This is a genomic window from Alteromonas sp. MmMcT2-2 (assembly GCF_022348305.1).
GTDB classification, from domain to species: domain Bacteria; phylum Pseudomonadota; class Gammaproteobacteria; order Enterobacterales; family Alteromonadaceae; genus Alteromonas; species Alteromonas macleodii.
Genome location: NZ_JAKRFA010000010.1, coordinates 1 through 19,672, shown reverse-complemented (window position 1 = coordinate 19,672; position 19,672 = coordinate 1). Strand labels below are relative to the sequence as shown.

The 19,672-nt window shown below is 45.1% G+C and carries 19 protein-coding genes; 7 read left to right on the top strand and 12 right to left on the bottom strand.

Translation table 11 applies throughout. The features are described from left to right. On the top strand, positions 1-909 hold the full coding sequence (gene glsB, locus MHM99_RS08200) for a glutaminase B (protein WP_239218991.1): 909 nt from the start codon (positions 1-3) through the stop codon (positions 907-909). 40 nt (positions 910-949) lie between these two features. On the opposite strand, the gene MHM99_RS08195 is transcribed toward glsB, so the two are convergent. From MHM99_RS08195 to MHM99_RS08140, 12 genes are all read right to left on the bottom strand, one after another. Continuing rightward, positions 950-2,410: a lipocalin-like domain-containing protein gene (locus MHM99_RS08195; protein ID WP_239218868.1), complete on the bottom strand. Its 1,461-nt coding sequence runs from the start codon at positions 2,408-2,410 to the stop codon at positions 950-952. Beyond that, entirely contained in the window at positions 2,407-5,343 is a 2,937-nt protein-coding gene (locus tag MHM99_RS08190; RefSeq protein WP_239218866.1) for an ABC transporter permease, read from the bottom strand. The genes MHM99_RS08195 and MHM99_RS08190 overlap by 4 nt, the downstream gene beginning before the upstream one ends. A gap of 71 nt (positions 5,344-5,414) precedes the next feature. Beyond that, positions 5,415-6,137, bottom strand: coding sequence for an ABC transporter ATP-binding protein (locus tag MHM99_RS08185; RefSeq protein ID WP_239218864.1), 723 nt, complete (start codon positions 6,135-6,137; stop codon positions 5,415-5,417). A gap of 335 nt (positions 6,138-6,472) precedes the next feature. Continuing rightward, the gene (locus MHM99_RS08180; protein ID WP_014950200.1) at positions 6,473-7,174 is read right to left on the bottom strand and encodes a VC0807 family protein; all 702 of its coding nucleotides are present in this window, start codon (positions 7,172-7,174) and stop codon (positions 6,473-6,475) included. A gap of 46 nt (positions 7,175-7,220) precedes the next feature. Further along, entirely contained in the window at positions 7,221-7,760 is a 540-nt protein-coding gene (locus MHM99_RS08175; RefSeq protein ID WP_014950199.1) for a rhomboid family intramembrane serine protease, read from the bottom strand. 19 nt (positions 7,761-7,779) lie between these two features. Beyond that, entirely contained in the window at positions 7,780-8,946 is a 1,167-nt protein-coding gene (locus MHM99_RS08170) for a glutathionylspermidine synthase family protein (RefSeq protein ID WP_239218862.1), read from the bottom strand. Between the two features lie 2 nt (positions 8,947-8,948). Continuing rightward, the gene (locus tag MHM99_RS08165; RefSeq protein WP_239218860.1) at positions 8,949-9,617 is read right to left on the bottom strand and encodes a DUF1190 family protein; all 669 of its coding nucleotides are present in this window, start codon (positions 9,615-9,617) and stop codon (positions 8,949-8,951) included. Between the two features lie 10 nt (positions 9,618-9,627). Beyond that, a complete protein-coding gene (locus MHM99_RS08160) occupies positions 9,628-10,044 on the bottom strand; it encodes a DUF350 domain-containing protein (protein WP_014950196.1) in 417 nt (138 codons plus the stop codon). A gap of 16 nt (positions 10,045-10,060) precedes the next feature. Further along, positions 10,061-10,705 carry a YjfK family protein gene (locus MHM99_RS08155; RefSeq protein WP_014977049.1) on the bottom strand — a complete coding sequence of 215 codons (645 nt, stop codon included), beginning with the start codon at positions 10,703-10,705 and terminating at the stop codon, positions 10,061-10,063. An 11-nt stretch (positions 10,706-10,716) separates the two neighbouring features. Continuing rightward, positions 10,717-11,772 carry a potassium channel family protein gene (locus MHM99_RS08150; RefSeq protein WP_170826512.1) on the bottom strand — a complete coding sequence of 352 codons (1,056 nt, stop codon included), beginning with the start codon at positions 11,770-11,772 and terminating at the stop codon, positions 10,717-10,719. Between the two features lie 148 nt (positions 11,773-11,920). Continuing rightward, positions 11,921-12,601: a PspA/IM30 family protein gene (locus MHM99_RS08145; protein ID WP_014950193.1), complete on the bottom strand. Its 681-nt coding sequence runs from the start codon at positions 12,599-12,601 to the stop codon at positions 11,921-11,923. 23 nt (positions 12,602-12,624) lie between these two features. Next, entirely contained in the window at positions 12,625-13,014 is a 390-nt protein-coding gene (locus MHM99_RS08140) for a DUF2170 family protein (protein WP_014950192.1), read from the bottom strand. A 267-nt stretch (positions 13,015-13,281) separates the two neighbouring features. Between MHM99_RS08140 and MHM99_RS08135 the strand changes: the two genes are divergently transcribed. The 6 genes from MHM99_RS08135 to secF all read left to right on the top strand — a co-directional run bounded on the left by MHM99_RS08135 (position 13,282) and on the right by secF (position 19,535). Next, positions 13,282-13,557 carry a DUF6471 domain-containing protein gene (locus MHM99_RS08135; protein WP_239218858.1) on the top strand — a complete coding sequence of 92 codons (276 nt, stop codon included), beginning with the start codon at positions 13,282-13,284 and terminating at the stop codon, positions 13,555-13,557. Between the two features lie 434 nt (positions 13,558-13,991). After that, positions 13,992-15,038 carry a tRNA preQ1(34) S-adenosylmethionine ribosyltransferase-isomerase QueA gene (gene queA, locus MHM99_RS08130; RefSeq protein ID WP_239218856.1) on the top strand — a complete coding sequence of 349 codons (1,047 nt, stop codon included), beginning with the start codon at positions 13,992-13,994 and terminating at the stop codon, positions 15,036-15,038. A 173-nt stretch (positions 15,039-15,211) separates the two neighbouring features. Beyond that, complete coding sequence (gene tgt, locus MHM99_RS08125) at positions 15,212-16,324, top strand: tRNA guanosine(34) transglycosylase Tgt (RefSeq protein ID WP_014950189.1); 1,113 nt, start codon at positions 15,212-15,214, stop codon at positions 16,322-16,324. Positions 16,325-16,348: 24 nt separating this feature from the next. After that, complete coding sequence (yajC, locus tag MHM99_RS08120; protein WP_014999069.1) at positions 16,349-16,684, top strand: preprotein translocase subunit YajC; 336 nt, start codon at positions 16,349-16,351, stop codon at positions 16,682-16,684. Between the two features lie 55 nt (positions 16,685-16,739). Next, the gene (gene secD, locus MHM99_RS08115) at positions 16,740-18,584 is read left to right on the top strand and encodes a protein translocase subunit SecD (RefSeq protein ID WP_239218854.1); all 1,845 of its coding nucleotides are present in this window, start codon (positions 16,740-16,742) and stop codon (positions 18,582-18,584) included. Positions 18,585-18,593: 9 nt separating this feature from the next. Beyond that, positions 18,594-19,535 (top strand): protein translocase subunit SecF, encoded by a 942-nt coding sequence (secF, locus tag MHM99_RS08110; RefSeq protein WP_239218853.1) that lies wholly within the window; start codon positions 18,594-18,596, stop codon positions 19,533-19,535. Positions 19,536-19,672: the final 137 nt, after the last annotated feature.

Here is a 19,672-nt window from a genome sequence, read left to right as displayed (position 1 = left end):
ATGCTGGCACTACTTCAAGATATCTATGATGAAGTTGAGCCCATGTTGGGCATGGGAAAAGTTGCCGACTACATCCCTGCGTTGGCCACGGTTAATCCACGGCAATTTGGCATTTCAATTTGCGATACAAACGGTCAAATAACGTCGATAGGCGATGCGAGCGTTCCTTTTTCTATCCAAAGTATCTCAAAAGTCTTTAATCTTGTTTTAGCTATCAATCACTACGGTGAAACCATGTGGGAGCGAGTTGGATGCGAGCCATCTGGCCTGCCGTTTAATTCTCTTGTACAGTTGGAATATGAAAACGGTATTCCCCGCAACCCCTTTATTAATGCCGGTGCGCTGGTGGTCAGTGACATGGTGCAATCTCGTTTTGCTTCCCCTTATATTGCCATGCGAGATTTTGTAAGACGCTTAAGCTGTAATGGCGATATTGTGGTGAATAAGGTGGTGGCAGAGTCTGAATACGAGCATCGCTCTCGCAATGCGGCAATGGCATACTTGATGAAGGCCTATGGGAATTTCGAAAATGAAGTGGAAGATGTACTTCGTAATTATTTTCACAACTGTGCGCTAGAAATGAGTTGTGAGGACTTGGCGCGCTCAACGAGCTTTCTTGCTAACGCAGGTTTTTCTACTTGCGCAAATGAAAAGGTGCTAACGCCTTATCAAACCAAACAAGTGAACTCGCTTCTGGCGACCAGTGGGATGTATGACGAAGCTGGGAGCTTTGCTTTTAAAGTAGGCTTGCCGGGTAAAAGTGGCGTAGGTGGAGGCATAGTGGCTGTTGTACCAGGACGCTTTTCAATATGCGTATTTTCGCCAGCGCTTAATAGCGTGGGTAATTCTCAGCTAGGTGTGGCGGCTTTGACATCGCTAAGTGAACGCATCAATTGGTCTATTTATTAGGGGCTATTACGCTTCGCTGTATATCAAAGGTCAACAGGCCTTAGTAGCCTGTCAATTCCATAAAGCCGCTCCCTGAATGGGAGCCTTTTATATGCACTCGCCCTTCATAATAGGGAAATAAGCTGTTATTCCATTGGCTTTCCTTGAACGGGCGAATGGATAGGTCGATATCTTTTTCTGGTATTTGAATGCGCCAAGCGGTGGGAACAGAGCGAGCTGACTCTCCCTCGTTGATTGTTTCATAGGCCGTTGGCGTAATTGATACTTTGGCTTGGTCGATAGTTTCTTTCGTGCCATTTTCCGCTATATAGCTAGCCGTTGTGAATATTTCGCTGTGTTTGCTTTTGCTATTTTTCATGTTTTCATTCATGGCGTGCATGCGAAACGCCATCAATTTACTTCCATCGTCTAAATGCAGCGAAAACCAATCCCATCCCATGGCTTCACTGTTGGCTAGGTGGCTCGTCCATTCGTGATCAAACCAGCCTTTACCCGCAACTTTTACGCTATTGCCCTCTATGTTTAACGTACCTTCCGCGTTAATGAACGGCTGGCTGTAATAGTAGGAGCGAAGGCGTTCGTCTTGTGTTTTTTTACTGTAGCCGTTATCACCCTGTTTGATGAAAGGCCCAGAGGTGTTTAGGTTAAGCGCTATTTTGACGGCGCTAACGCTTGGCGCGTCATTTAATTCTGATAAGCTGTCTGCAGAGGTAGCGGGGATTTTTTCACGTGTTTTAAGCGGATGAAGCGTGCTGCTTTGCCCGAAAGAGAAAGTTAATACGGACGGGAACATGGCTTTGCTTTCTGCACCTGTTTGGACCTTCGCCTGTGCCGCTTTCCAAACCCAATCGTCAAACACTGTCGTAAAGGGTTGTTGATTCACATAGGCATTACCTACGCCACCGCTTGCGAATCGTTCTTCGAAATAATGCTGTTCAGCGGTGTGCAGCGAAGCATGTCCCATCCACTGCTGGCCATTGCTCCAGTTTCTCGCGATATGGCTATTAGCGTTAGTATGGAGGTTATCTTCAGAGATATGACTAGTACTACTTTCGGCGCTACTTTTGTAATTACTTTTGGCATTACTTTCGGCGCTACCTTCAGCACTCTTTTTAGCATTAGCATTAGCATTAGCCTTAGTGCTTTGAGGGGCGTCTAGCCCAGTATTGAAACGAAAAAGCGTATATTGAAGGCCGAACTCTTGCCCGTCTTCAGCGCTTAACACAAACGTGAGGTACCACCACTCTAACTGAAAATCGGGATGACTCATGTGATCGCGCGGTAATGCAACAGTATAGCCCCGCTTTACTGGCGTAAAGGCGTCACTCGACTGCATGTTTCCAAAAAAGCCGTTTGGCGTGGAGGTTCCCAGAGTTTCGTTTTCATCTTTTGGGTTTTCAGTACATGCACTCAACGTGAAACAAACAGCTACAAGTACTAAAAAGATGTTGGCTTTAAATCGCAAAAACGTGGTGTTGGCACTACCTAAATGGTTTGTCATAGCTGAACTTCCTGCCTTAAATCAATTTTCGGCTTAAGTTTTCCTAAAGGTAACAACAGCACCAGTGAAACGATAAGCAGCGATAACCCCACGTTAGAGAGAATAACCTCTGCATTAATTGAAAGCGGGTACACCCAGTTAAATGCATGCCGGTTTACTTGTTGAATAAAGACATAGGCCAAGTACACGCCAAAAGGAATAGCGAGCAAGGCTGAGATAAAACAAAGCAGCAGATATTGCGCAAACAGGGATACTTTTACTTTAAGCTGACTAACGCCAAGGGCACGCAATACAGATAACTGCGCTGCGCTGCCTATGGTTAGTACCGTCAGCGAAACAGCGAAGGCGACGCCCGCCACCAATAGGGTGGCAATGTTAAGGCCGTCGGTTAATACAAAGGTACGATCAAAGGTCTGCATAGAGGTATCTAACAGCGCTTGTCGGGTATAGACGGCAATTTCGCGGTGTTCCCCTAACTGTGATTTTAGCTGCTGTTCGAGGATGTCCTTTCCATAGGTGCTTTGTTTGTTGTCGCCTATCACGTTAGTCTCAATAGGCGGCTCTGGGTAAATAGCCACTACACCGGAAAAAAGTTGATCCCTGATAAGGACATCGTTTCGATTAAATGAGGGAAGAGGCACTAATATTTGCCCGTTCAGGTTACCGTAGTCGGGATAAATACCCAGTACTTTCCATTGAGGCGTCGCTGCAAATACGTCTGAGTTCGACGAACTGCTTTGTGAGCCTTGTGTTGGGTCAGTAGTTTTATCTTGTGGCGAGCTAAACGCCTCGTTAGATGTATTAACCGCCAAAGAACTTGAATTCGCAGTTTTACGAAGGTGAATATTTTCTATATCTAGCGTGTGTCCTAACTTAGCGTTAAGGGCAAACGCTAATTGCTGATTGATGAATACCCCTTTCCCTTCTGTAAACTCACGCCACACCGTGTTGAGGTCGTTGTTTATTACATCTTCGAGGACAAGCGCCTTTTTACCGTTTTGGTGAACGGGGTAGCTACTGATAGAAACGTGGGTGGGCGAGATGTTACTGACTTCACGTGTTTCTTTATGTATCTCTTTATGTGTCTCTTCTTGAGCATGTGAGCCAATAACAGCTCCCTCGGCCTTAAGTAAAGGAGTTAAAGCAAGCGGAGGTAACGATTTGGTAGATAACGTTTCGATACGACTAAGTGGCGCGTCGGTGTACAGATAGAAAGGCGCGTAAAGCCTTTGCGTTAACCACTGTTCAGTGGCGTCTCTAAAGCTGTCCGTCATGGTGTTCATACCAATATTTGCGGTTAGCGCGATAAAGAATGCACAAACGGCGAGACGGGCTTTGCTAGACAGTAAATGCATATTAGCAATGACGTAGTGGAACGCGGGCCACTGTCTTGGTACAAATCTAGTCAGTAGCCTAGAGAAAATAGGTAACCAAAGAAGAATAAGCGCGCAGCTGGTAAGGAGTAACAGTGCAACAAAGAAAAGTGCTGAAGCAGTAGAAGATACGAACCCCTCAGCGATAAATAATAGTAGTAGGGCACATAATGAGATAAGACCTACGGCAAATTGGCCTAACGCGTTTTCTTTTTTGACAGGCGCTACGGTTAGGGCATTTGAAAGCTTAACTATAGAAACTAACGAAAAAACAACTAGCGATATAAAGGTCGTTGTTAATGCGAAGCCGAAGGTGAAAAGCAGATTAACGTCTGGGTTAACAAATACAGCGTTAAACAACGACGTAAATGTACCGTTTATCACAGGTGACAACCATGACGCAGCTTGAAAACCGATGAACATGCCAATTGGAATACTTATTACGCAGTAAACAAGCAACTCGGTGAATAAGGCAATGCTTAAAATTCGCTGAGATATGCCCAGCTGCCGTAAACGAATGATATTGGGTAGCCGCGTGCGGTACATCAAGTTTAGCGCGTTAAGTACTATAAAAAGCGCCACAACGCCCATCAGTCCACTCATCGCCCAAAGATTTAATCTAAAACTATCTGGCAACGAACCGGTGTCATTGTCTGTATTGCTAGTGGTTTGCTTTACAGGTATTCCAAGTAGGGTTTCTATTTGGGTTAAATGCTGATGTGATAGCGGTGAAAATGCAATAAACCCGGAAAGTGGGACGTAAGCTTTCTGTTGCTTTGCTTGTTTCTCTTGCGCGCGTTTAGCATTGTCAGGAATAACAGGCTTAACAGGTTCATCATTCTCAATCGTTACCCCGCCTCTGTAAAACTCATCGATAGAGATTAAAATTGTATTTTGCGGAGCAAAGCTGCTCACATACGCGCTTACCGTTGCAGGCCAATAGGGACTTGGCGCGGTTTTTCTATCGATTTCATTGAGCGTGTCGTGACAGGCCAGTTTTGCGTTCGTTAAGGGGTGAATAAGCCCATTTACTGCGAAGTCTACCCCAGAATTTGAGCGCAATTCGCGTCCCGCTGGCGTCTGCTGGTTTTCCATTTCACTAAATTTCTTCGCATTTTGCGATAAATAGGAAAGCGAAAGAGCGCTATCGTTTTGGGCAGGCGCTTCAAAACCTCTCTTTCTAAATGCATTTCCTAAAAGAGGCTGAGTATCAACACCGATTAATGTGAGAGTTGTTGTGGGCTTGCTGGCATTGCACGATAGGGTGATGTCTCGTTCAGCTATCGCAACAAGCTGGGTAAACCCCTGCTTGCGAAGCGTGGCATAATCGCTTTGTGTAAAGCGATCTCTGCTGTCTGCTGGGGTGATGATACTACCCAAGGTAAGCCCTTGCTTCGACTGTAATAGTTCACCTTGTGTGGCGCCTTCGTTTATAAGCAAAACGGTAACTAAGCCAGCATTGGCCAGTATAATTGCGGCCATAATGAGCAAAGGCTCCCACGGCCTGTGCCTTGCCATTGCAAGTAAGCTAGAGAGCGCTAACAGTAGAGTGCGTAGCACGTTATCTTCCTACTTGCTGTTTTCGGTGGGTTTTTCACAGGGCGCATATCGCTAACGTTTTTCACCTGTAATTAGCTTGCTGCTACTGGTGAAGATAAGGTTTGTTCTTTAGTTTTATATTTCACACTCTCTAATACCCCTTTATGTAGTCGCAATGCGGCGTCTGCTTTTACTGCGACGTCTTGGCTATGAGTTACCACAACAAGAGAAGTATTGGCCTCTTTACAAGTTTTAAAGAGTAAGTCAGACACGGTTTCGCTAGTGGTTTCGTCTAAGTTGCCGGTGGGTTCGTCGGCCAAGATAAGCGAGGGGCGATGTACAAGTGCTCTAGCAATGGCACAGCGCTGCTGTTCACCGCCAGATAACTGACTTAGCGGCTTTTGCGCTAGGCGTAATATTCCAAGCTGCTCCATTAACGCTAATTGGTAGTCGTTATCTACATTACCTTTTAGCCTTGCAGTAAAGGCAATGTTGTCCCACGCATTAAAGCAGTCGAATAGATTGAAGCTTTGAAACACGATACCTAAATGCTGTTTGCGAAAATTATCAATATCCTTCGCTTTAAATGTATTATCGAGTTTGCTATTGCCAGCAATCGACAATCCATTTACCGCAATATCTCCTCCGTCGGGCGTCTCAAACCCAGCAATAAGCGACAGCAAGGTAGATTTACCGCAGCCAGAAGCCCCCTGAATACTCACCGATTCACCTGTCTTTACGGTAAGGTTAAGGTTGTTGATGAGCGGAGCCCCTGTCTTTGAAAAAGATTTCTTTAAGTCTTTTATTGTCAGCATAATTCGCCGTTTTGTATTGAACCGTCTTAGTGTGAACATGAAGGAGCGAGAATGCATGCAATAGGCAATATTCAGCGCTTATGGCGTAATGCTAGAGGCGCAATGCGCGCTTTAAATTAGCGCCAACATGTTCTAATAGAATGGGTTATTTTTATCATTGAGAGTATACGTAATACTCACGCTTTTTGGTTAAAAGCGGTGTGGGAATTTGATGGCTAGTATTCTTCTGCGTTTCAGGAAATTGCTTTAGTAGCCTAAATTACAAAATATGTAATAGCTTCAGTCGTAGGGAAGGGCATGTTAAAGGGGCGTTAAGCCCCTTATCGATTGTCTTTTTACTGATTAATAAAGTTATCGAGTTCTTCGCCAGTAATTTTTTTGATTTGAGCGAATAAATACCAGAGCGCTGCAATAAGCAAAATCATGCTCGGGATCACAATGACTGGATAGCTAAGCGCAGTCATTCGGCCAAGCTCTTCAGTGTATGCCGTAGTGCCCGGCTCACTGACCAAAATCATTTTAGCTAAAATATAGTTAAGTGCAGAAGAGAGGAAAAACGAACTGGCTACGATGTAAGAGCTAACCGCGACTTTCTTTTTAAACTCGCTCTGCTTTCCTTTCGCATCAAGAACTTGGTTTAGGTGTGGCCAGTTTATGATTTGGTCGTTCAAAATAAGCATTTTGACCAAGGGTTTATTGGAGTATTGGGTTACCAGTACAGCAATACCGATAATGCCTGGGATAGCGGCTTCTTTTATCGCAATATACTCTGCGGGCAGTTTAAGTAAGCTAAACCCGCCGGTAAGTAGTACGCTGATAATGCCTAAAATGGAAAAGCCGTTGACCTTTCCCGACTCTTTTAAATCCCATAGGCCATAACCAATAGGAAAGCTGAGTGCCGCCACAATGCTCCACGCAGGGCCTAGGTAATCTTCCGAACTTGCATAGCTCATTAGCACCACAGGAATAACAATGTTAAACGCGAGGTTGCCGAAAAAGCCTTGGTTTTTTTGTGTAGGTTCTTGTACTGCTGACATATCTAATTACAACGTCTTATCTTGAGGCTAATTATACGTAAACTAATTAGCGTGCCCAGTGCCATGCGGCAAATAAGCCGCCAATAAAGCCAAACAGATGATATTCAAAGGAAATAAATTTGGATGTGGGAAGCACACCAACCAGCATTCCTCCGTATAGCGCTGCAACTACTAGTGAAATAAGCAAATACCGCACTTTGTTACTTCTAAACCCTGCTAGCACGAGGAAGCCGAAGTAGCCATATACCATGCCGCTCGCGCCAATATGCGTAGCGCTTCTACCGAACAGCCACACGCCCAAACCACCTATAAGCAGTGCGCTTAGCGTAGCGATAAGAAACGTGCGTTTTCCCCACTGCATAGTAAGCCACATGAACAGCAAAAGAGGCACCAAGTTAGCCATCAAATGCGTGGGTGTACCGTGAAGGAAAGGGGCTGTGAATATATATGGCAAGGTTGAAAGTGTACGAGGCACTACACCAAACTGATTAAGTGCATTGCCGGTAAGTAAGTTTGCTACTTCTATTACGATTAACAATGCACCTAGCGTCAGTAGAACGCGAATTTGGAAAGAAAGCGGCTTCATCGAAGGCCCCTAAAGTAGATTACAAAATAATATGAGGAAGGTAGCGAGAGAGATCTTGGGTAATAGCAGATGCATCTTCTCTTACTGAAATACCTGCTGGCATGTCATCTACCAACCAACTACCTATGAGTGTATGGTTACCTTCAAAAACGGGTAAAGGTTCAAATGCTTGAACAATATAGCCTTCTTCGCCGTAAGGACCATCGCTAAGCCTATTCTCAATTCCACCTTCAATGATTGAAACATTCGCGCCTTCCCTAGAAAATAGAGGCTTTTTAATCCACTTTCCTGATAGTGTGTTTGTTTTTATTTCATCTGAAAAATAAGCGGGAAGCAGGTTAGGGTGGCCTTCAAATTTCTTCCAAAGCTGAGGAAGCAAGGCTTTATTGGAAATTATCGATTTCCACGGAGGCTCTATCCAATTAACTTGGGCATCTTCTAACACGTCGCCAAACTCTTCGCGCAGCATAAATTCCCAAGGATAAAGCTTGAAGCAGTCTGTAATCGGCGCGTCTTGAAGATCGGTAAAAACGCCCGTGTCCGCTAACCCAATATCTTCAATAAAAACGAAGTCAGCTAAAAGCCCGGCCTCTGTAGCGCAGTCTTGTAGGTACTGCACTGTTCCGCGGTCTTCTACGGTATCTTTACAACACGCCATGTGCAGTTGATTAATGTTGTAGTGCAATGCTATTTCGCGAAAGCGATGAACTAGTTTTTCTTGCAAGCTATTGAACTGATCAGCGTGCAGGGCGAGTTTGCCGGCATCCACATTTTGTGAAAGCCACAGCCATTGCCAGAACCCAGATTCATACAAGCTGGTGGGCGTATCTGCATTATTTTCTAGCAGCTTAGCTGGCCCTTTGCCGTTGTAGACAAGGTCAAGGCGTGAATACAAACTGGGGGCTCTTTCCTGCCAGCTGTTTCTTACTAAGTCCCAACGTTGCTCTGGAATTCGAAAACGAGTAAGTAATTCCTCACTGTTAACCACATCTTCCGTCACTGCCAAGCACATTTGATGTAGCTCGGCTGTGGGGTCTTCAATGTCGTTTTCAATTTGCGCTAGCGTGAATTGGTAGTAGGCACTTTCATCCCAATATGGCTCGCCATACATGGTGTGGAAATGAAAACCAAACTCGTTAGCCAACTGCTGCCAGCCCTTGCGAGGCTGGCAAGGCATTCTAAACATAGTTATCCGCCCCAACCGCCTTTACGGCTGCTGCTACCCCAAGACGATTTTGCACGAACACTACTACCAAAACCGCCTCGTTTCATTGTGCGATTTACGGTGGGTTTAGGTTTGTAGACGTCCTTATTTACGCGATACTTTCTTTTACGAATATCGCCGTCGAACACATAGCCGTCTGCGGTTACCCAGCGCGAACGAAACGGTGAATTATATGAATAGGAAGTATATAAGGGCTGTGAGTAATAGCGATTTGGCGATAGCAGAGAGCTCACCATGTAGCCTGCCATGAACGGCATGAAAAAGCTGCCGCTACTATTATTCACATATTGGCACTGGTTAGGGCCAAATTCATGTTCGCAGTCGTACTCAGAGCTAAAGCGCGGACTGGTGCGCATGGCCTCGTCGACAGCTGTCTGGTAGGCAGCTTCACAACGCTCTACTGCATCAGGAAAATCCTGTTTACAGTCTTCTAGTGAGGTGTAAATGGTGGCGTCTTCTTTTTCGCCGCCACAACCACTTAAAATAACGCTGGCCACACCCAATGCTAAAGGCTTCACGCTAAAACCTTTGCGCATGCGACCAAGGTCAATATGTTTGGTGCGTTTTAATGCGGGCTTTTCACCTTGCACGCTATCAACAACATCAAGCTGAGTGTTTCGTTTATCAGTCATCGCTGCCCCCTTAATAGGTCATGCAAGCGGCATTGAGTAAGCCTACGGCAATAGACATGCTGGCAAGCATAACACCCGCAGAAACTTCGTTATTGTTTATGCGCTCAGCGATTTTCGGCATAAAGCTAAAACGCAAAATGGCAAACGCTAGGGATTGTGCAATCACAGCAACAAGCGCCCAAATAGCAAAATCTACTACAGCAACCGAGTTTGAAGCTGCGCTGCCAAGGGCGATAGCAAAACCGATTATAGCACCACCAAAACCGATGGCAGCGGCAACGTTTTTCTCTTCTTTTACCAGCTTCCATTCATCGTGAGGTGTGACCAATGCGTACACCAATTTGAAGATAAACAAAAAAACAATCGACAAGCCGAAGTAAAGCGCAAAGTTATCAAGGCCAGCCAAAGATTGCATGATCGTATCCATAGTTATTCCCTTTTTATTAACCGTTTATAGTGATATCTGCAGGTTCAACATCAAACCCCGTTGAAATCACCAAACATCTATCTAAATTATTACCTACTTGCTTTTCTTCACCCACAACAAGCAGGGTTTCAACTCTATCGTTACTGATTGGGCGTTCGTACAGCATCATAAACTGATCAGTGGTACTCACATCACCATCTTCTTCATAGGTAGTTTCAGTGACGGCAACAGGCGGTGACTCATCGCCCACTGCCCCCCACACGCGGGTATAGACCTTGCCGTCAAGCTCATAGGTGGGCTGGCTGATAACGTTTTTCAAGCATTCGTTCCACTGAGCAGTATTACCAATGGTTTTCGTTTCATAAAAGTGCCACAGCTTAACATCGGTAATGTGATTCTCAGACAAGCCGCCGTCGGTGACCACCTGTAAAAACCCATCGTCGTCGGTGTAAAAGCGAAGCAAAGTGCCACCTGTATCTAAGGGCGCTTCACCTACCGCTTGAATTAATTGAGAACGGGCTGCGCCTTCAATAGTGAGCTCAGGTTCTAATAGCGAAAGTTTCAAGTTATCTAACTCGAAAGAGCCACCTAAATAAAGCCCCATTATTTCTGGCGACTTAGGTTTTTTAGGTTCTGATTTTCTAAATAATTTACTAAACATGTTTACGCCTCTTAATCAGCGTCTAGGGAAGACCAGTTAATTGCGTTAATGCGGCGCTCAGCAATGTAGAACAAAGTGTCACCCGGGTTTAACGTAACGTCCAACGGTGGGTTTACCACCATTTCTTTCACAAGGCCATTTGGCGCATAACCAATAAAGATGGCATCGTGTTTACGTTTCAAATTAATGAATAACTTAGCAACAGAGATGGCGTGGCTACTTTCTGGGATTTTTACTGAAAATTGCGCCTGGCCTTCTTCAATACTCAGCAAGTCGTGATGAAGCATACTTGAACCAGGATCAAAAGCGGCTTTAACTAACATTTCTATTGCCACGCTCGGTGTACACTCCACTTTAGGGCAGTGATCCTGAAGTAAGCTGACTAGGCTATCATCATCAAAATAAGCCACCTGATGTGCATCAGGATTACGCTTAGTACAATACAGCGCGGTAGTCATGGTGACATCGTCTTGTGGGTTATCGATAAGAATAGTTCGGGCGGTGGACACGCAGGCGCGATCCATATCTTCGTCTTTGTTAAACGAATCTACCTTCACGAACTCAATCACGCCAGGCATGGGATTAGTGATATCGGCCTTCACGCACAGCACAATATCGGGGCGCTCTGGCATGGCATCGCGTTCTTGAAGTATTAAATCAAGCAGCAGCATAGTACGCTGCTCATTCCACCCAATTACTAAGATATGTTCATCTAGCATCAAGCTGTTCATACCCAACAATCCTTTCTTCCACGTTAATGAAACCCAAGCTGCAATCCGGCCAATTACCATGGCGAAGATACTCAAACCAAGCGGTATGACGTAAAGCGCTACAACCAGTTTTCCCGCTGGCGTGACGGGAGATAAATCACCATAGCCCACTGTAGAGGCGGTGACCGCCAGCCAGTAAATAAAGTCGGCGTTGGTAATTAAATCGTGCTCGTCTGCAGCGTAAAGTAGCCAATAGCTTGTTACTGCGTAAAAGGCGGTGGCACCGACAATAGTGTACCAGCGTGATTCTGCAAAATATTGCAGCATGATTTTTCGCAGTTTTATCCATGGAGACATAAAAGAAACAGCCCTTGTTATGCGTGCCCTTACTCTGCCTTGAAGTACTTGATTTGTCTAGGTTAGCGCTTTACTTAACGGTAATTTACGCAGGAAATTATTGTAACAAGAATTAAAAATGGGAGCGCGTAGCTCCCATTTTTCTAACTTACTTGCCTAGAATTCGCGCTAGCTCGTCATCGGCCGAGGTTTTACCCCCTTTGATACCCGCTTCGGCTAAGCGTTTTTCTAGATCGCTGCTCGACTCATTGTTTGCTAACTCTTCTGCAGCTTGTAGCTCAGCATTGCGCATCTTTTGCTTATCTTGAATACGTGACAGTGACTCTGTCGCCGTTTTCATTTTGCTATTCGCACCCATGTGGCGTGAAGAAACCGCTACTTGCGCCTTCTGAACGCTTTCAGTGGCTTTTACCATATCCACTTGCTGCTCTAAGCGACGTAAATTCGCTTTCGCCTGTTGGATATTTTGTGCCAGCTGCTTTTCTGACTGCTGGAACTGATCAAGATAAGTTTGTTCTTGGTCTCGTTCCTCTTTAAGTTCAGACACCTTTTGCGCACAGTCTAGCGCGAGTTGGCGGTCGCTATCGATGGCCTTGCGCGCGTGAGCTTCGTATTCCGCAATTGACGAATTGAAGCTATCCACTTTTTGCTGAGAAAGTTTACACTTTGCCAAGATTTGGGTACGTGCATGGTCTGACTTACGCAATTCTTCTTTGGCTTCTCTAATTTCTTGTTCCAGAATTCGAATAGCCTGACTGTCTACGACAGATTGAGCAGCTTCGGTTGCACCACCTTTTACTGCAGTTACTAATTTTTTCCACACTGACATTCGCTTCTCCTTAGAAGTAAATTTTAGTTAAGGTGTGTTTCGTAGGCATCTAAGAAAGATGCAACATTCTGAAACAGGGTTTCCACTTCAATAACGATACTTTCGGCTTTTGACTGGGCACTTAGCGCACCAAAGGCAGTGTAGTACTCTTCACCACCAATGTTTGAAATGCCTACCGTGGTCAAAGGGAACACCATATGAGTAGACAATATTTCATGATCTAGCGCTGGCTTATCTTTTACTTCCGACGCTGCAAACAAAAGACTCTCTACTAAAATCTGCTCTCCGCTGATAGCAAGCCAGGCATCTATGCCGTCTTGATTAGCAATAAGTAAGCAGTTTTCCTCACGTGTTACCACAAAGTCATCATGCTCTTTAAATAAGGCTTCGATGCTTTCCAGTTCCCAGCTCATACCTTTCTCCTTTAATTATTGAAGCGATAGTTGTGAAAATGAATGTCGTGTAAGTGGTGTCTTATACAACTGCACTTTATTAAAAACAGATGCTTTGCTGTATTAACCACCGAAGTTACTGTAACGACTATTTTCATCTTCGCCAATATCTTGACTTGCAGTGTAGACCTGTTGTGCCATAATCGTCAACATTAAATACATTCTATAAGTGTAAAAAAGTGTGTTTTTGTAAATTATACATCACATTTGTGTGGTTTTGGAGGCTGTGTGAACACAGGAAATGCGCAAGGTGCTAAGAATGCGTGGCGGCAAACGGTTGCAAGAGTAGTGAAATCTGAAATGTCTGTGCGCGGCGTGAAATATCAAGCGCTAAGCCAAAGGCTGGAAGAGATTGGCGTGGAGCAAAGCGCAGATAACCTCAGAAATAAGGTAAATAAAGGTATTATGGGCGCCGATTTACTTCTGCAGATTTTGTACGTGTTGAAGGCGCGTCCATTAGATGGGGCGCTTTTAGAGGAAATCTTAACTGATCTTCAGCAATAAACAGCGTAAAATACCGCCGTTTATAAGATATCGATATTCAACTAACCTGTCGCGCAGAGGAATCGAAGCTTCGCAATAACGTTGCGATGAGTGAAGGTAGGCAGGGAAAATAAGCAGATAAAAAAATACCCAGCAAGTGCTGGGTACGAATGATAAGGAATGTTTATGGGAGAACATCATCACTATCTGCAGGTATCTTAACCGTTTAAGGATTTAAGTGCTATTTAATAAATTGAATTGTACGTATATTGTTCAATATAAAGTTATTTTATAATATGCGTTATTTTTTAAATTTTTGATAAGTAAGGATTTTTGTTTTTGTTTTGACTTTGGTTTAATCTATAAATCTATTTTTATTAGCCTTTAGTTTCAACTTAAATAGCACTTAATATTCTACTTTTGTCTAACTTTTATGCCGTAATTTAGTCGTATTTATGAAACTATCAGATTTTAGCTTCGAGCTACCCGAAAAACTTATCGCCAAATACCCAACTCAGCAACGTACAGCGAGCCGCTTGTTACATTTAGACGGGAAGACAGGCATTGTGGCGCATACAATGTTCGCTGACATGCTGAAATTCGTAGAGCCAGGCGACCTCTTGGTGTTCAACAATACGCGGGTTATTCCTGCACGCTTACTGGGCAAAAAGGAAACGGGCGGACAGGTTGAAGTGCTGATCGAACGTATAACATCAGACAATACAGCGTTAGCGCATGTTCGCGCGAGCAAGGCGCCTAAGCCTGGATCTAAGCTGATTCTTGAAGAAAAAGTGAATGTTACGGTGACAGGGCGAGACGATGCGCTATTTATTTTACAGTTTGACCACGATGAGACCGTATTAACGCTGCTAGAAGCCCATGGCCACATGCCGCTACCTCCTTACATCGACCGTCCCGATGAAAGTTCAGACAAAGAGCGCTATCAAACCGTTTACAATCAAAAGCCGGGCGCGGTTGCGGCGCCTACTGCAGGGCTACACTTTGACGATGCAATACTGGCTGCGTTAAAAGCAAAAGGCGTGAATTTGGCCTTTGTAACTTTACACGTTGGCGCGGGTACGTTTCAGCCTGTGCGCGTTGACAATATTCAAGAGCACAAAATGCACGCAGAGTTCGCCGAAGTACCGCAAGACGTTGTTGACGCTGTTCTAACCACAAAGGCCAACGGTAAACGTGTTATTGCAGTGGGTACCACGTCAGTACGCTCCTTGGAGTCAGCGGCAAAGGCAAGTGCAGAGCGCGGTGACGAGGAAGTTATTGCGCCATTTAACGAAGATACTGAGATTTTTATCTACCCTGGTTTTGAGTTTAAAGTGGTAGACGCAATGTTCACCAATTTTCACCTTCCAGAGTCCACGCTAATGATGTTAATTAGCGCGTTTGCTGGCAAAGAGAATGTCATGAAGGCGTATCAAGAAGCGATAGAGAAAGAATATCGATTCTTTAGCTACGGTGATTCTATGTTTATTGAACGCGCCTAAGCACAATTGCCCAAGGACATTAGGCGTTTAAATCGGTGTTTTGCAGGCCTTTCTAGCTTAGTTACAGATAAACATAGATACGGGGCATGATCTCAGCCGAATTACTGGTATAATCGCCGCCAATTTATTTTTATACCCAGCGCAAAAGCGCACCAAAGTGGGAATGCTTTCACATGCAATTTGAGTTGTTAAAAACCGAAGGCCGAGCACGACGCGGTCGTTTGGTGTTTGAACGCGGTGTTGTTGAAACCCCAGCGTTCATGCCCGTAGGTACATACGGTACTGTTAAGGGAATGACCCCTGAAGAATTAAAAGACAGCGGTGCACACATCTGTCTTGGAAACACGTTTCACCTGATGCTTCGTCCTGGTACAGGCATTATTCGCCAGCATGGCGACCTACATGACTTCATGAATTGGGACAAGCCAATCCTTACGGATTCGGGTGGCTTCCAAGTGTTTAGCTTGGGTGATTTGCGTAAAATTACCGAAGAAGGTGTAACATTCCGCTCTCCGATAAACGGCGAAAAGATCTTACTTACGCCTGAAAAATCGATGGAAGTTCAGCGCGATTTGGGCTCTGACATCGTGATGATTTTTGATGAGTGCACGCCGTACCCCGCTACTGAACAAGAAGCGCGCGTTTCAATGGAAATGTCGCTACGTTGGGCCAAACGTAGTAAAGAAGCCCATGGCGATAACCCAGCAGCACTGTTTGGTATCATTCAAGGCGGTATGTACGAAGGTCTGCGCGACGTTTCACTTGCTGGCCTTGAAGCTATTGGCTTCGACGGTTACGCCATTGGTGGTCTTTCAGTAGGTGAGCCGAAAGAAGATATGATCCGCATTATCGATCATACCGCGCCTAAAATTCCGGAAGATAAACCTCGCTATTTAATGGGCGTGGGTAAACCTGAAGATTTGGTAGAGTCTGTGCGTCGCGGTATCGATATGTTTGACTGTGTAATGCCCACGCGTAACGCGCGAAACGGTCACCTGTTTGTGACTGAAGGCGTAGTGAAGATTCGCAATGCAAAACACAGAAACGACACCTCGCCATTAGATGAGAATTGTGATTGCTACACTTGTAAAAACTATTCTCGCTCTTATCTACATCATTTGGACAAGTGTAACGAAATCTTGGGTGCGCGCTTAAACACCATCCATAACCTTCGCTACTATCAGCGTGTGATGCAGGGTCTTCGCGATGCGATTGACGCAGGTACGCTTGATGAGTTTGTACAAGAATTTTATGAACAAAAAGGGTTGCCGGTTCCGGCACTATAACAACGATAATATTTGGGGAATTTTATGAGCCTATTTATCTCTAACGCTTACGCACAGTCTGCTGGTGCGCCGCAAGGTGGCGGCATGGAAATGATCATCATGCTAGCTGTATTTGGTTTAATCTTTTACTTCTTGCTTTACCGTCCACAGGCTAAGCGTGTAAAAGAGCATAAAAACCTAGTATCGTCACTTAGCAAAGGCGATGAAGTGTTAACACAAGGTGGTTTGGTAGGAAAAATCACTAAAGTGTCAGAAGAAAAAGACTTCATTGAAGTTGCACTTAACGATTCAAACAACATCGTTGTTCAGAAGTCTTCAGTAACTGCTGTGCTGCCTAAAGGCACGATGAAGTCACTGTAAGTAACAAAAGCCGGGGCCGGGACGCTTCCCGGTACTGGCACGAAAGGATTATCCAGTGCTAAACAAAAACTCTATTTGGAAAGTACTGAGTGCACTCATTGTGGTTGCAATGTGTGCACTTTATGCGCTTCCTAACATTTACGGTGAAGATCACGCCGTACAAATCTCAGCAGGCCGTGACGCTGTGGTAACTGACGCCACTGTGGAACAAGTAAAAGCCGCGCTAAGTGAAAAGAATATCTCTCCAAAACGTGTTGAGTTTGAGAACGAACAAATATTAGTTCGCGTTTCGGATTCTGACACCCAGCTTGTAACGCGCGAAACGCTTGAAAAGGCGCTTGGTGATGACTACTACGTGGCTATGAACCTTGCCCCTGACACGCCAGAATGGCTTGAAGGCCTAGGTGGCGCGCCAATGAAGCTAGGTCTTGACCTTCGCGGTGGTGTTCACTTCTTGATGGAAGTGGATATGACCGAAGTGATTGCTAAGTCGCTAGAAGACGCAGAGGGTGGTTTCCGTACTTCACTGCGTGAAGAAGGCATTCGTTATCGCGGTGTAAAACAGGTTGACGATCATATCGACATTACGTTCCGTGATGAAGATGCGCTAGACAAGGCAGAGTTCTTTTTGCGCAACCAAAGTCGCGACCTGACCTTTAACCAGGTGGACGACTTAACACTTCGCGCTATTTTTGCTGAAAGCAAGCTTCAGGAAATTCGCGACAACGCGGTTAAGCAAAACATTACCATTATTCGCAACCGTGTAAACCAACTTGGTGTGGCTGAGCCGCTTGTACAAAAGCAAGGTGCTGATCGCATTGTTGTGCAGCTTCCAGGTATTCAAGACACCGCCCGTGCGAAAGAGATTCTTAATGCCACAGCAACACTAGAATTTCGCATGGTAGATCAGAAGAACGATATCCGTGATGCATTGAACGGCCGCGTTCCTCCTGGCTCTCAAGTGATTGAAGATCAGCAAGGCATTCCTCAGCTTCTTGAAAAGCGTATTATGCTTACCGGTAGCCATATTATTGATGCGAATAGCGGTGTTGATGAGTACGGACTTCCGAACGTAAACATCTCGCTTGATTCTGAAGGCGGTAATAAGATGTCTCGCTCAACTCGTGGGAACATTGGTAAACCAATGGCTACGGTGTTTATCGAATACAAGTCGACTGGCGAACGTAACAAAGACGGCAAGCTAGTGTTTGAAAAACACGAGCAAGTTATCTCGGTTGCGACTATTCGTGCGCAGCTGGGTAGCAAGTTCCAAATCACAGGTCTTGATTCACCGAAAGAAGCCCGTGACTTAGCGTTGCTACTTCGCGCAGGTGCACTGATTGCGCCAATTCAAATTGTTGAAGAGCGTACGGTTGGACCAAGCTTGGGTAAAGAAAACATTGAGCTGGGCATGCAGGCTATTATGTATGGTCTGGCAGCGGTACTTGTTTTCATGTTGATTTACTACAAAGCGTTTGGTGTGGTAGCGAACATCGCTCTGATTACAAACCTAGTTATGATTGTGGGCATTATGTCGATGATCCCTGGTGCAACGCTTACGCTACCGGGTATGGCAGGTATTGTACTGACCGTTGGTATGGCGGTAGATGCAAACGTGCTTATCTTTGAGCGTATACGAGAAGAGATACGTGATGGCCGCAGCCCACAGCATGCCATTCATCAAGGTTACGACAGTGCTTTTTCTACCATTCTAGATGCTAACATTACCACCTTCATTGCAGGCTTAATCCTGTTTGCCGTGGGCACAGGCCCAATTAAAGGCTTCTCGATTACACTGATGATTGGTATAGCAACCTCGATGTTTACCGCAATCCTTGTTACGCGCGTTATTGTTAACGCAGTATGGGGCGGTCGACGCTTAGAGAAATTGGCGATTTAAGGAAGTAACATGCAATTATTAAAACTATCCGATACCGTCAATTTTATGCGCCTTCGCATTCCTGCGATGGTGTTATCAACGGTACTCATTTTAGGTTCGTTCGTGTCGCTAGGCGTTAATAGCCTTAACTGGGGGCTAGACTTCACTGGCGGTACGCTAATTGAAGTTGGCTATGAGGGCGCTGCTAACTTAGAAGGCATTCGCGCCCAGCTAAACGAAGCGAACTTTGAAGATGCTATAGTGCAAAACTTTGGCAGCAGCCAAGATGTACTTATCCGCATTGCTCCTCGTGATGGCGTTAAAGCCGTGACTATTGGTGAACAGGTACTAGCTGCCTTGCGCGCTGACGGTACTGAGGTTGATATGCGTCGTATCGAGTTCGTAGGTCCTAACGTAGGTGAAGAGCTTACCGAACAGGGCGGCCTTGCGATGCTAGTCGCACTCTTGTGTATTCTAGTTTATGTCGCGATGCGATTTGAATGGCGATTCGCTCTAGGGTCAGTGTCGGCACTAGCTCACGACGTTATACTTACGCTGGGTTTGTTTTCAGTACTTCAAATCGAGTTTGACCTTACGGTACTTGCAGCGGTACTAGCGGTAATTGGTTATTCACTTAACGATACCATCGTTGTGTGTGACCGTATTCGTGAGAACTTCCGCAAAATTCGTAAAGGTGAGCCTGTTGAGATTATCAATATCTCGCTAACGCAAACCCTAAACCGTACTATCATCACCTCATTAACCACGGTGTTGGTATTGGTTGCATTATTCTACAAGGGTGGTGCACTTATTCACGGATTTGCAACAGCATTGCTGTTTGGTGTAGTGGTAGGTACTTACTCATCGGTGTATATCGCAAGTTCAGTGGCACTTGCATTGGGTATTAGTAAAGAAGACCTAATGCCACCACAAGTGGAAAAGGAAGGCGCAGATTTAGATCCTATGCCTTAGTTTTACACGCTTGAAACGTACAAAAACCGCATCTACGATGTAATGCCGATCAGTTAAGAAAATTTTCATGATCGGTTGACCGATCTTTTTAAGGCTTCAAAATCCGATATCAGTCTCTGGTATCGGATTTTTTAATG

What these genes read in the sequence shown, in the direction of transcription:
- glsB (WP_239218991.1), top strand. Translation starts at nt 1, where the DNA reads ATGCTGGCACTACTTCAAGATATCTATGATGAAGTTGAGCCCATGTTG.
- MHM99_RS08195 (WP_239218868.1), bottom strand. Translation starts at nt 2,410, where the DNA reads ATGACAAACCATTTAGGTAGTGCCAACACCACGTTTTTGCGATTTAAA.
- MHM99_RS08185 (WP_239218864.1), bottom strand. Translation starts at nt 6,137, where the DNA reads ATGCTGACAATAAAAGACTTAAAGAAATCTTTTTCAAAGACAGGGGCT.
- MHM99_RS08180 (WP_014950200.1), bottom strand. Translation starts at nt 7,174, where the DNA reads ATGTCAGCAGTACAAGAACCTACACAAAAAAACCAAGGCTTTTTCGGC.
- MHM99_RS08175 (WP_014950199.1), bottom strand. Translation starts at nt 7,760, where the DNA reads ATGAAGCCGCTTTCTTTCCAAATTCGCGTTCTACTGACGCTAGGTGCA.
- MHM99_RS08170 (WP_239218862.1), bottom strand. Translation starts at nt 8,946, where the DNA reads ATGTTTAGAATGCCTTGCCAGCCTCGCAAGGGCTGGCAGCAGTTGGCT.
- MHM99_RS08165 (WP_239218860.1), bottom strand. Translation starts at nt 9,617, where the DNA reads ATGACTGATAAACGAAACACTCAGCTTGATGTTGTTGATAGCGTGCAA.
- MHM99_RS08160 (WP_014950196.1), bottom strand. Translation starts at nt 10,044, where the DNA reads ATGGATACGATCATGCAATCTTTGGCTGGCCTTGATAACTTTGCGCTT.
- MHM99_RS08155 (WP_014977049.1), bottom strand. Translation starts at nt 10,705, where the DNA reads ATGTTTAGTAAATTATTTAGAAAATCAGAACCTAAAAAACCTAAGTCG.
- MHM99_RS08150 (WP_170826512.1), bottom strand. Translation starts at nt 11,772, where the DNA reads ATGTCTCCATGGATAAAACTGCGAAAAATCATGCTGCAATATTTTGCA.
- MHM99_RS08145 (WP_014950193.1), bottom strand. Translation starts at nt 12,601, where the DNA reads ATGTCAGTGTGGAAAAAATTAGTAACTGCAGTAAAAGGTGGTGCAACC.
- MHM99_RS08140 (WP_014950192.1), bottom strand. Translation starts at nt 13,014, where the DNA reads ATGAGCTGGGAACTGGAAAGCATCGAAGCCTTATTTAAAGAGCATGAT.
- queA (WP_239218856.1), top strand. Translation starts at nt 13,992, where the DNA reads ATGAAACTATCAGATTTTAGCTTCGAGCTACCCGAAAAACTTATCGCC.
- tgt (WP_014950189.1), top strand. Translation starts at nt 15,212, where the DNA reads ATGCAATTTGAGTTGTTAAAAACCGAAGGCCGAGCACGACGCGGTCGT.
- yajC (WP_014999069.1), top strand. Translation starts at nt 16,349, where the DNA reads ATGAGCCTATTTATCTCTAACGCTTACGCACAGTCTGCTGGTGCGCCG.
- secF (WP_239218853.1), top strand. Translation starts at nt 18,594, where the DNA reads ATGCAATTATTAAAACTATCCGATACCGTCAATTTTATGCGCCTTCGC.